A 12838-nucleotide genomic window follows, 5' to 3' on the forward strand; every position below is an offset into this window, starting at 1 on the left:
TGCTTTAAAAAAGATGACATTCCATTTCCAAATAGCCGCCAAATATAAACAGCCTATCTCGTTTTCAGGCAAACAATACCAATTTCTCTTTCAAGTAAATCGACCCTCTCTCAAAAATGGATCTTTATTTTCGTATTTTTTCACGAAAATACAGCTTTATTCCCATTAGACTAGTCTCTTAGACAGATTGTCAGCCCCCTACAAGAGCCTAAAATGGTATCTACCACTTTCGTCACGCAGTATACCTCTTCAAACAATTAGACGATTAAAACCAGTATAAAAATGGCCCTATACATATCCATTAATCAAAATTTGAACAATTTATTGCTATTTTTGGTATCTATTTGGTATTTTGAAATAGCTTGAATATTGTACAGTTCTGACACTCTTGTCTGTCAGTGCTTTGTTCAGCAATGGATTATGCGGTACCGGCAATTGGGGAAATGGGAGGAAAGCTTCGCGCTGGTATGGACTCTGAGAAGAATCCCTATTGGTTCAAAGGAATTCCATCGGGGTTGTGTCGGTTGTGGTCGTCAACTTGGCGAACGGACTTTTCCTGCTCTTGACAACGAATCAATTGACTAAAGGATATCCCTATGTTCACAGAGATAATACATAGCAAATCCGGAATGATGAAATCTGCACTCTGTGCAGGCCTCATCGCCGCATCCCAGATTGCCTGGGGTGTGGACTGTAGCCAGGTCTCCGGTCCCTGGCAGGAAGGAGACACTTTTACCGCCGGCCAGTATGTCACATACAATTCCGGCATTTATCAGGCTTTAACCACCCACACCGCTTACCCCGGTACCGGCTGGACTCCTGAAGTCGGCTCCCTTTGGCACTATGAAGAACCCGATCATTGCAGCGGTGGAGACGACGGCGGCGATGACGGTGGAGACGATGGTGGTGATAATGGAGATGGTGGTGATAATGGAGATGGTGGTGATAACGGAGACGGCGGTGACAATGGCGACGGTGGAGATAACGGAAATCTCACCGGCACTAAGTTTGTTCCGTATTTCTATTCCTGGAGCCTTCAAAACTCTTCCTACTGGCTAAACGATATCAGTCAGATGCCGGCCAACGTTGATCATGTGTTAATGGCCTTTGCGCTTGCCTATGGTGACGACATCAGGTTACAGGCGGATGACACCAACGAGCTTACCAGACAGATCAATGCCGCTCGCCAAAAAGGTGTCAAAGTCGGTGTTTCCACAGGTGGAGCGACTGCCGGATATCTTACCGATATGCCCGGAACCACCCAGGAGGTTGCCACCAAGTTCGTTAATTTCATCCAGACCAACCATTTTGATTTCATTGATGTGGATTTCGAAGGTTCCTACACCGAAAACCAGGCGGCAGTGGATAAGATGGTGGCGATCATGGCAGAAGTGCGCAAGCAACTGCCAAATCACGACATTACTCTTACCGTACCCAGCTACGGCGGAGAGTACGGCCTGTCAGATTCCGTCATCGGTATGGCGAAGAAGATGTATCAGGCCAACGCACTGACCGCTGTCACGGCAATGTCTTTCGACTACTACAGCCTGAATCGGGATGTGTATCAGGCAGCCAAGGTTTCCGTGGGCATGATCGCCAAGGAAATCACCGGCGAATGTACTCAACCTGTTGCTCGCGACTGTGCCTCGGGCTTTAACAACTTCCCCAAAGCCCGCAACATGTACGGCATCGTCAGCATGATCGGTATGGCCGATGACAGCCATGTCACCACGGTTGAAGAGCAGAAAAAGCAAGCGACCTTTGCCCGTGAGAATGGTCTCTACTCTATCGGCTTCTGGGCCATCAGCCGAGACCAGGGACAAAACTGCAACGGTGGACTCGATCTTTGCTCCGGCATTGACTCCCCTTCCGGCGCATTTACCCAGGCCACACTTGAAGGCCTGAACGCCAGCAATGGTGGTGATACCGGCGGTGACACTGGTGGTGATACCGGAGGCGATACTGGCGGCGATACTGGAGGAGACACCGGTGGAGATTCTGGTGGCGATACCGGAGGAGATACCGGTGGGGACACTGGCGGCGATACTGGAGGAGATAACGGCGGCGACTGTGATAACAGCGCTCCTGCCTGGGACTCCGGCGCTGTTTATACTCAAGGCATGGAAGTGTTCCATAACGGTGCTATCTACCGTGCCAAGTGGTGGACTCAAGGCGATGCTCCGGGATCTTCCCAATGGGGCCCATGGGAAAAAGTCTCTGACTCCGGCTGCCCTGGCGACGGAGACGGTGATGATGGAGACGGCGACAATGGTGACGGTGATGGAGATACCGGAAACGATGATCCTATCGACACCACCGGCTGGCCCAAGCCTCTGATGGAAAACAACAAGCCCTACCAGAACACCACTGGCAGCGTTGTTGGAAGCTACTTCGTTGAATGGGGTGTATATGGCCGTAATTTCCCTGTGGAAAAAATCCCGGCCCGTAACCTGACCCACTTGCTTTATGCCTTTATCGCAGTGTGCGGCCCCAACGAATCCCTGCGTATCGCCAACCCTCAGGGGCACTCTGTGCTGATGAACGAGTGTAGCGATCAACAGGACTATACAGTGACCATTCATGACCGCTTTGCCGCCCTGGAAAAGAGCTATCCAGGAGACAAATGGGACGATCCTATTCGTGGAAACTTCGGTCAATTGCGTCGCCTGAAGAAGACTCATCCGGACATCACTATCCTGCCGTCCATCGGTGGCTGGACACTGTCTGATCCGTTCTTCTATTTTGCCAACGATCCTCAGAAGCGTGCGGTATTCGTCAACTCGGTTGTCGACTTCCTGAAGACCTACAAGTTCTTTGACGGTGTGGATATCGACTGGGAATACCCTGGCGGCGGTGGTGCTAACACAGACCTCGGTTCAGCCCAGGATCGTGATGGCTATGCCGAGCTGATGCACGACCTGCGCACCGCTCTGGACAACCTGGAAACTGAAACCGGGCGTGAGTACCAGTTAACCTCTGCTGTTGGCGCTGCACCAAGCAAGATCGATGCAGTGAACTACTCCAACGCCGTGCAGTACATGGATTACGTGTTTGCGATGACCTATGACTACTACGGCGCCTGGAATAATGAGCTGGGCCATCAAACCGGTATCTATGCCGGTGACCACGAAATCCACGAAGGATTCAGCGCAGATGCCACTCTTAACAACCTGATGGCTGCCGGGGTTCCGGCCAATAAACTGGTCATCGGTGCCGCTATGTACGGCCGCGGTTGGAAAGGCGTCACCGGTGGAACAGACACCGATCCATTCATGGGTACAGGCGGCGGTAAGCACGCCGGCACCTGGGAAGATGGAGTGCTGGACTACCGCGCTATCGAGCAGAACATGCTTGGTGGTGCCAATGGCCAGGGCGTGAATGGTTATAAGTACTTCTATGACGCAACCGCCCAGGCACCGTTCCTTTGGAACTCCTCCAACGGCTCCCTGATCACCTTCGATAACGCCCGTTCAGTCAAAGCCAAGGGACAATATGCCCGCGACAAAGGACTGGCTGGCGTATTCAGCTGGGAGATCGATGCGGATAACGGCAATATCCTGAATGCGATCCATGAAGGATTGGGCCATCCGCAACAGTAGCACCAAAAGTGCTTAGCCCGTAGCACAGTTCGGAGACACCAACTCGTCCTGGTGTCTCCGTTTTTTAAGGCCAGATACCCTACTCGTTCTATCCGCTCTATCCGCTCTATCCGCTCTATCCGCTCTATCCGCTCTATCCGCTAATTTCAGCCTTTTGCCTACCGGCGCTCTGCTCATCCATTACCTCCGCCACTTTCTTGAATACGCGGGCAATAGCCTCTGCGCCTGGATCGATAACGCCATCCAGTGAATCCGCTCGCAGATAGGAAGATCTCCCGGCTTTGGCCGACATCATACTTGCTGTCATGTCAGCTCCCTCACGGGCCAGTATGGCCGCACAGGAGAAATCTGCATTATCCAGGCGGTAAACAGCAGGGATCAGGGCATCCAGCATAGTGCGGTCTCCCGGCTTGGCACCTCCGTACTCCATCATCTTATCCAGACCAGACTTTAAGCCATTCACCCAATCCAGCCCTTCGTTGATCGCGGCACCCGCCCGAGTAAAGAAGATAGAGAGTAAAACGCCGCTGGAACCTCCCATGGCGTTGGAGAGAATCTGACCGATGGACAAGCACAGCGCTCCGGGCTGAGCTAATGGGAGCGTTTTATCCTCCAGAGCATCACGAACGGCCCTGGCAGCATTGGCAAAAGTATGCCCCGTGTCACCATCTCCTACGCTTGCATCCAATTCGTTGAGACTGCGTTCCGAATGGATCAACAGTTCACAGACCTCACCAAGGAGATGGCGTAATAACGACGATTCACTGGGTTCGAACTGCTGCCTTAACTGCTGATAGCTGACATCCACCAGGACGGGTTCAACAGGCTGTACCACAGGCGGCCAGGCTCTTGGCTCTACCGGCGCTAGCAATGCCGCCTCCACTTCCGGTGTTAAGCGGGTCACTGACAGACTGAAACCATACATATTGAGTGACGTCATCAACAGTTCCGGACCAATGATATATTTGACACGTCGGCCAAAGTCAGAGGTCAACACCTGATCGGTAATGATGGACATCTCAAGCGCAGTCACCGCGCCCAGGTTATTCACAATCAAGGCATATTCGCAGCTGTCGGATTCCACGGCCTCCTGGAGGCGTTCCAACACCATGGACACCGCCATACGATCTTCGTCCAAAGAAACCTTTTCGGCGCCGGGCTCACCATGAATCCCCAATCCCAGTTCAGGATCGATCAATCTTTCCGGCAGGCTCTGATCCGGGAGGGTGCATGTGGACAGGGCAAACCCCAAGGACATAGTGTTCCGAGCCACTCTTTCCGCCTGAAACCGGATAATTTCCAGCGATTCCCCCTGTTCCGCCAGACAGCCCGCCACTTTGTGCACAAACAATGTTCCGGCAATTCCTCTGGGTTGATGAGCTCCTGGCAATGCAATATCGTCGGCAACAATGACCATTTCCACTTTTTTGCCCATTTCCCGTGCACGCTCGGCCGCCAGGCCAAAATTTAGGCGATCCCCGGTATAGTTCTTCACAATCAATAGACATCCAGCCTCTCCGGTCACTTCCAGAATGCAGGACAAAACGGCTTCCACGCTGGGAGAGGAAAAGATTTCGCCGGCGACAGCCGCCGTGAGCAACCCTTTGCCGACAAAGCCTACGTGCGCCGGTTCATGACCAGCACCACCACCGGAAATGATCGCGACTTTGGATTTATCCCAGTCTCCACGTACGACGTATTTGGTATGGGGAAATGCATCTGCTCTGACCAGATTCTTTGCACCTGCCACCCTCAACACACCGTCAATGGCCTGGGTCACAATAGTATCGGTAGAGTGAAAAAAGTGATTCATGGCTCTTTCCTTTTTGTTGTTGACCTTTAAACCCACGTTTAGTTAATCGTTGGAGAATCGGTATTAAACTTTTGTTTAGCGATATTGAGTTTAGTAATTTAGAATTTCGTTGTCTACAACTAAATATTCCCCACTTATCCAGACCATGAGCATCCACCAATAACAGCGATCAACCTCTATATAACTGTATTTAAACACCTTTACCTACATCTAAAATACTCAATATAACACTTCAAACTAAAAAAACGCCTGTTTAGCAAAAATAATACTTTCTAAACTTTTTGTTTAGCAATATAGTAAAAAGCGTGTTTAGTAAAAATCATGCAGACACAGCGTTTACACATTGAGCTAAGACAATAACAAGAGGACTCATAGCCATGTTGCAACACCTCAGTCGTACACTAGCTACCGTCGCCCTGACTGCCTCCATAGGGGTCAGTGCAGCGAAAGCCTCAGCCGCAGATCAGTTAACTCTGTGCTGGGCCGCCTGGGATCCGGCGAACGCTCTGGTGGAATTATCCAAAGATTTCACCAATAAGACCGGCATCGAAATGAAGTTCGAGTTCGTCCCATGGACCAACTTTGCTGACCGTTTTCAGAACGAACTGAACTCACAGGGCAAACTCTGTGACCTCATGATTGGCGACAGTCAATGGATCGGTGGTTCGGCCACTTACGGTCATTACGTCAAGCTGAATGACTTCTTTCAGAAAGAAGGCATCGACATCAATAACTTCCTGCCTGCCACTGTAGAGGCCTACTCTACCTGGCCCAAAGGAAGCCAAAACTATTGGGCTTTACCGGCCATGGGTGATGCGCTTGGATGGGTTTACCGTAAAGATTGGTTTGCCCGCCCTGAACTGCGCAAAGCGTTCAAAGCAGAATATGGTCGTGAGCTGACGCCGCCTAAAACCTGGGACGAGTTGAAGGATGTCGCCACCTTCTTCACCGGCAAGGAAATCGACGGTAAGAAAGTTTATGGCGCCGCCATCTATACCGAGCGAGGTTCAGAAGGCATCACCATGGGTGCCACTGCGGCTCTGTACTCATGGGGCTTTGAATATCAGAACCCCAATAAGCCCTACGACATGGTGGGTTACGTGAACTCCCCGCAAGCCGCTGAAGGATTGAAGTTCTACAAGGAACTCTACAAATGCTGTACGCCTCCGGGTCATTCCGACGCTTACATGGTGGCAAACCTTGACGCCTACAAATCCGGCCAGGTCGCCATGCAGATGAACTGGTTCGCCTTCTTCCCGGGCATCGCCAAAGATCCCCAGGTTGGCGGAGAAAAATCCGGCTTTTTTGTGAATCCTTCGGAAAACATTGCGGCCTCAACCCTAGGTGGCCAGGGCATTTCTGTCGTGTCGTACTCTGATAAGAAAGATCTTGCCCTGAAATACATCAAGTGGTTCGCCGACGCCAACGTGCAGAAGAAATGGTGGTCCCTGGGCGGCTACTCCTGTCACAAAGCCGTACTGGAAGACCCTAACTTCAAGAATACCGCCCCCTTTGCCGGAGATTTCCTGCAGGCGATGAGCGGTGTTAAGGACTTCTGGCAGGAGCCCACCTATGCCGAACTGCTGCAATCCATGCAAAAACGTCTGCATGACTATGTGGTAGCTGATCAGGGAACAGCTGAGCAGGCTCTGGATAAACTGGTCAAAGACTGGATTCAGGTCTTCGAAGACGACGGCAAATTGTAAGGCGTCGGAGACAACTTCGGGCCAAAGCCCGCACATGGTCAGGGACGACCATTACAGGATCCAACAGATCCAATACCGAACAACCTAATTTTCTGGAATTTCATCATGCAGGACTCATCCACCATAGAGGCCCAGGCTCCTGTGACTCAAAAAAGGAGCAGGTCACTTATCAATAAGCTGATGAACATGTCAGACCGCTCCATGGCCTGGCTGTTTATAGGCCCAACAGTTGTCATACTGTTGCTGATTAACATTTTTCCACTGCTGTGGACTATCTATCTCAGCTTTACCAACTACCGGGCAAACCAACCGACCCGGGACATCGAATGGGTGGGGCTGCGCAATTACGAACGCCTGTTGAACAGCGAAGATATTTGGGGCTACCTGCAGGTAACCGCCCACTTCGTCTGCTGGACCATGATACTGCAGACCATTATAGGTTTCGGCCTGGCACTATTGCTCAACCGAAACTTCAAAGGCAGCAGCTTCTTCTCCACGGTCATCCTGATTCCGATGATGTTGTCGCCGGCGGTCGTAGGTGTGTTCTGGACTTATCTGTTTCAACCTCAAACCGGCATCATGACCTACATCATCAATTTCTTCGGCAACTTCGGGCCGGTCGACTTTATCGGTAATGTCGATCTCGCACCCTGGGGTATTGTCCTGGTCGACACCTGGATGTGGTCTCCCTACGTCATGCTGATCTGTCTGGCGGGACTCAAATCGATCCCCCCGAGTCTTTATGAAGCTGCTGAAGTCGACCGTGCTTCCACCTTCAGAAAGTTCTGGTCCATCACCCTGCCGATGGTATTGCCATTCCTGTTATTGGCGGTTCTGTTCCGGTTTATCGAAAACTTCAAGATGTTCGATCTGGTTAACGAACTGACTTCAGGCGGCCCCGGATCCATTACTGAGCTGGCTTCCATCAACCTGAAACGCGAAGCCTTTGAAAAATGGCGCACCGGCTACAGCTCAGCGTTCGCCATTATTTTGTTCGTCACCGTCTTCGGTGCCGGAAACATCTTCGTCAAAGTATTGAATAGAGTGAAAAACAGATGAAAGGCTTATCCACATCTCATTCCGTCGTGGCACCAACAGCCTGGTCAAAGAGATTTGCAGCGCTGGTGGTCGTTTTCTACGCCGTTGTGGCATTGGTCCCCATCGTCTGGATCATGCTGACCGGATTCAAATCACCCGCGGACTCCATCTCCTATCCTCCCAAGTTCATACCGACTCTGAGTGAGGTGGAGGAGAAACCGGGAGAATATTCCCCCTACTACCAGATGACCCTGGAAGGCTACGTTAACCTGTTTACCAGCCGTTCACGGCAATCCAAAGAATACCTGGACAGTCTGCCACCACCGGAAACCTGGTACGACGAACTGGTGCGCAGCCGCCAAATGGTGATTACTGGCGCGTCCAATTTCAGCCAGCGTTATGGAAACAGCCTGATTATTGGCTTTGGCAGTACCTTCATGGCCATTTTCCTGGGAACCCTGGCAGCTTACGGCTTTTCCCGGTTCAAAGTACCGCTGAAGGATGATCTTTTATTCTTCATTCTGTCCACAAGGATGATGCCTCCCATTGCGGCTGCGATTCCCATCTTCCTGATGTTCCGCGCCACAGGACTGGCTGATACCCATGCGGGAATGGTCCTGTTGTACACAGCCGTCAATATGGGGCTGGCAGTCTGGTTGCTACATTCGTTTATTGACGAAATCCCCAGGGAATATGAAGAAGCGGCCATGATCGACGGCTATACCCGTCTGCAGGCATTCATCAAAGTGGTATTACCCCAGGCCACAACCGGTATTGCCGCCACCGCCATGCTGTGTCTCGTCTTCGCCTGGAACGAATATGCCTTTGCCTTACTGCTGACAAGTGGCTCAGCTCAAACGGCACCTCCGTTCATCCCGACAATTATTGGGGAGGGAGGTCTTGACTGGCCTGCCGTCGGTGCAGGTACCACCTTGTTTCTGATCCCGGTCATGGTGTTCACCATTCTGGTGAGAAAACACCTCTTGCGCGGCATTACCTTCGGAGCATTAAGAAAATGACACAACAGAGCACCAATCAGAATCGCAGTCAGCTGAGAAATATCTTTCGGCGCGACCGCTGGGAAACGATCACGATAACGGCCATTATCATCGGCACATTTATGTTGATGCAGCCATTTTATATGGAGCTGTTTACCTGGTCGTTCATGATGATTCTCACAGGCACGCTGGGTTTCGTCATTGCCAGTCATTTTCCCGAGGAATAGCAATTGTTTCCCGGTGAAGAGTACGTTTTTCCCGGTGAAGAGCGCGGATTTTCCAAGATCGATATCAAGTTTTAGTTTCAGGTAAATAGTCATGGCATCCATCACAGTCAATCAGCTACATAAACGCTTCGACGATTTTGTTGCTGTCAGGAATTCCTCCTTCTCCATAGAAGACGGTGAATTCTTTGTCATCCTCGGCCCTTCAGGCTGTGGCAAAACCACATCACTTCGAATGATCGCCGGTCTCGAGCTTCCCACTTCGGGGGAAATCAAACTGGGTGAAGACGAGGTGACCTACCAACGGGCATGTCATCGTGATATCGCCTTTATGTTCCAGATGTTCGCCTTATATCCGCATATGAATGTCCGCGGGAACATCTCTTTCCCGCTGAAATGTCAGGGTTATAAGCGCAGAGTCGTCCAGGAGAAAGTTCAGGAAGTTGCCCGCATCCTGCGCATAGAACACCTGCTGGACAGCAAGGTTTCGGGGCTTTCCAGTGGTGACCGTCAACGTGTGGCCCTGGGTCGTGCCATTATTCGCGAACCCAAAGCCTTCTTAATGGATGAACCCCTGGGGGCGCTGGATACGGAGTTCCGCCACCTGATGACCGTAGAACTACGGGAACTTCATAACCGCATGGGCGCAACCACCGTCTATGTGACCCACGATCAATTGGAAGCCATGTCCATGGCGGACCGGATCATGGTCATGAACCACGGAGTTATCGAACAGGTGGATTCCCCACAGGAAATATATAACCGGCCCCAAACCATGTTTGTCGCGGAATTCATCGGCGAACCGTCAATGAATTTCATCCGCTTCAAAGCGCCCCTGGCGAAAGGGGACAGCCAAATAAAACTAGGAAGTGCGGAAATTGCCATCCCCACGCTACACGAAAGCCAGGGGGAAACCGAATATGCATTGGGAGCACGGCCGGATCAGATCAGGCTTTCCGATAGCTCGCCCTTAAGAGGAAAGGTGTTGTCGGCAGAGTACTTTGGGTCCACCCAGGTTGTTACTCTGGAGACCCTGTACGGAAAACTCAAAGCCAGAACCGAATCCAGGATTCCTGCTACCTACGGTAGCCAGGTCGGTATCGAGTTCAACCCCGAAAAGCTGATTATCTTCAATACCGAATCCGGCAATGCACTAAAAAGCGATTACATGTCCTGAGGAAAATACTATGGCTGCAGTTACTCTGGAAAACGTCTCCAAAAGCTTTGGCAAAATCTGCGCGGCGGACCAACACAATCTGGAAATTCGTCAGGGCGAATTCTTTGTGCTGCTTGGCCCTACAGGGGTCGGTAAAACCACATTGCTTCGTATGCTGGCAGGTCTTGATAAACCCGACCAGGGACGCATTCTGCTTGACGGCAAGGATGCTTCCAATATGGCACCCTACGAACGCGATCTGGCATTCGTGTTTCAGCAATACTCTTTGTATCCACACATGAATGTCTACGACAACCTAGCCTTCCCATTGCGCTCGCCAATTATCGGTCTGTCTGAATCAACTATTAAATGGCGGATCGAGAAAGTGGCTGAATTGTTGAAGATCTCCCATAAGCTGAAAAACAAAGCAACTGCATTATCCGGGGGAGAAATGCAGCGGGTAGCCATTGGACGCGCATTGGTACGAGAACCCAGTGTTTACCTGATGGACGAACCTCTATCCTCTCTCGATGCAAAATTACGGGCGGATCTGCGGATCGAACTCAAACGCATCCACGAAGAGCTGGGGGCGACATTTATCTACGTTACCCACGACCAGATCGAAGCTATGTCGCTGGCGGATCGAATCGGCATCATGAATAACGGCAAGCTGATGCAAATCGGTACGCCCCAGGAAATTTATGAAAATCCCAACTCCGTCTATGTCGCTCAACGCCTGGGACAGCCGGCAATCAACCTGTTACCGGTAGAGGCCCTGGCGGACCAATATCCGGAAAGTGCCACTACGATCGGCCTCAGGACTGAGAATATTCAATTGGATAAGTCCGGTTCGGGTGCATTCCAGGGCATGGTGGATTGGATTGAACATCTGGGAGACCAGAACAGATTACACGTCAAACTGGCCAGCGAAAAACTGGAAATATTGGCTTCTCCGGATTCCAGGCTTGCGGCTGGAGATGCTATCAGCCTGACATTGAAGGATCCTCTATTCTTCAATTCCGAAGGGCATAGGATTTAACGTAGTTTGACAGCGGCTGGATTTTCATAAAACAACGCAGGCGATTTCACCAGGTGCGACGCCTGCTAATAATAACCAACGAGAGTGGAAGGTTCGCCATGGCTCAACACCCGACACTAAGTGAATTCATTTATTGGGAGCAAGAGTCTCTATCTGCCGGCTACGCGGATATTGGTCACATTCTATTCGCTATCAGCCTGGCATCTCGGGCTCTGCACCAAGACTTCAGTCATCTCGGTTTTTGCAGTGGAACTCAACTTTCGGGAGAAAGTCTTGAGGGAACTGAACGACGCCGGGAAGCGGACAACTATGCCGTCGCCCGATTCAAGGATATTCTCGAGGCCACAGGTAAAGTATGCGCTCTCACCACTCCGGATGAGAAGATCATTCCACTAAACTCACATCATGCCAGGAAGGGGGGCTATCTTGTCACACTGGACCCCATTGATGGCTCCCGCAATCTTGATGTCAATATTGCCAGCGGCACTATATTCTCCATTTACAAGAGACTTTCTCCTGTCGGAAGCCCAGTGGTCACTGGCGATTTTCTACAACCCGGACGCATGCAACTTGCCTCCGGTTATGTGATCTATGGTCCCGCCACGATTTTGCTTTATAGCCGTGGTTACGGTGTTAACGCCTTTACCCTGGATTCCCAGGCCAACCAGTTTTACCTCACCCAGGACAATATCCGCTATCCAAAAGACCACACATTTTATTCCATTAACGAAAATGCCGAGCAGAAATTGGAGCCCGGCCTGCAGCAGTATATAAATTATTGCAGGGAGAGCGACCCGGCAACAGGACGCCCCTACAAACCCCGCTATACAGGTAGTCTGGTAACTGACTTTCATCGCAACCTGATGAAAGGCGGGATCTATATGTATCCCTCTTATATGGATCATCCTAACGGTAAGCTACATCTGCTGTTCCAGTGCAATCCTCTGGCCTTTCTGGCAGAACAGGCTGGCGGCAAGGCCAGTAACGGGAAAACATCTATCCTTGAATTACAACCGTTGGAAGTAGGACAGCAAGCCCCCCTGCTTATAGGGTCAGAGGGCATGGTCAGAAAAGCCGAAGAGTTTATCGCCGGATAAATATTGAATCAGGGGCTGATGACTTTGCTTTTCCGCCCCTTTGTTTTTCTACCCTTTTGCTTTTCCACCTCTTTTTGTTTGCCTCCCTATAATTTCCCACCTTTCAGTCAGCACACCAAAATGTTTATTAAAAAATAATATAGCTAAACACCACTCTATTAATCCAAA

At 50.9% G+C, this 12838-nt stretch carries 9 protein-coding genes; 8 read left to right on the forward strand and 1 reads right to left on the reverse strand.

The window, feature by feature from the left end; all coding sequences use genetic code 11:
- The first annotated feature begins 596 nt into the window (after positions 1 to 596).
- Positions 597 to 3599 carry a glycosyl hydrolase family 18 protein gene (locus BTA51_RS30455; RefSeq protein WP_210404750.1) on the forward strand — a complete coding sequence of 1001 codons (3003 nt, stop codon included), beginning with the start codon at positions 597 to 599 and terminating at the stop codon, positions 3597 to 3599.
- Between the two features lie 133 nt (positions 3600 to 3732).
- Here BTA51_RS30455 and BTA51_RS03400 read toward each other — a convergent pair whose 3' ends face one another.
- On the reverse strand, positions 3733 to 5412 hold the full coding sequence (locus BTA51_RS03400) for a dihydroxyacetone kinase subunit DhaK (protein WP_094705970.1): 1680 nt from the start codon (positions 5410 to 5412) through the stop codon (positions 3733 to 3735).
- 377 nt (positions 5413 to 5789) lie between these two features.
- On the opposite strand from BTA51_RS03400, the gene BTA51_RS03405 reads away from it, so the two are divergent.
- From BTA51_RS03405 to BTA51_RS03435, 7 genes are all read left to right on the forward strand, one after another.
- Complete coding sequence (locus BTA51_RS03405; protein WP_094705971.1) at positions 5790 to 7118, forward strand: ABC transporter substrate-binding protein; 1329 nt, start codon at positions 5790 to 5792, stop codon at positions 7116 to 7118.
- 105 nt (positions 7119 to 7223) lie between these two features.
- Positions 7224 to 8177 (forward strand): carbohydrate ABC transporter permease, encoded by a 954-nt coding sequence (locus tag BTA51_RS03410; RefSeq protein ID WP_094705972.1) that lies wholly within the window; start codon positions 7224 to 7226, stop codon positions 8175 to 8177.
- Positions 8174 to 9175 carry a carbohydrate ABC transporter permease gene (locus BTA51_RS03415; protein WP_094705973.1) on the forward strand — a complete coding sequence of 334 codons (1002 nt, stop codon included), beginning with the start codon at positions 8174 to 8176 and terminating at the stop codon, positions 9173 to 9175. The genes BTA51_RS03410 and BTA51_RS03415 overlap by 4 nt, the downstream gene beginning before the upstream one ends.
- A complete protein-coding gene (locus BTA51_RS03420; RefSeq protein ID WP_094705974.1) occupies positions 9172 to 9381 on the forward strand; it encodes a hypothetical protein in 210 nt (69 codons plus the stop codon). Before BTA51_RS03415 ends, BTA51_RS03420 begins: the two co-directional genes overlap by 4 nt.
- Positions 9382 to 9472: 91 nt before the next feature.
- On the forward strand, positions 9473 to 10555 hold the full coding sequence (locus BTA51_RS03425) for an ABC transporter ATP-binding protein (RefSeq protein WP_094705975.1): 1083 nt from the start codon (positions 9473 to 9475) through the stop codon (positions 10553 to 10555).
- A 10-nt stretch (positions 10556 to 10565) separates the two neighbouring features.
- Positions 10566 to 11573, forward strand: coding sequence for an ABC transporter ATP-binding protein (locus BTA51_RS03430; RefSeq protein ID WP_094705976.1), 1008 nt, complete (start codon positions 10566 to 10568; stop codon positions 11571 to 11573).
- A gap of 98 nt (positions 11574 to 11671) precedes the next feature.
- Positions 11672 to 12670, forward strand: coding sequence for a class 1 fructose-bisphosphatase (locus BTA51_RS03435; protein WP_094705977.1), 999 nt, complete (start codon positions 11672 to 11674; stop codon positions 12668 to 12670).
- Positions 12671 to 12838 lie beyond the last annotated feature (168 nt).

The organism is Hahella sp. CCB-MM4 (assembly GCF_002260525.1).
GTDB lineage: Bacteria > Pseudomonadota > Gammaproteobacteria > Pseudomonadales > Oleiphilaceae > Hahella.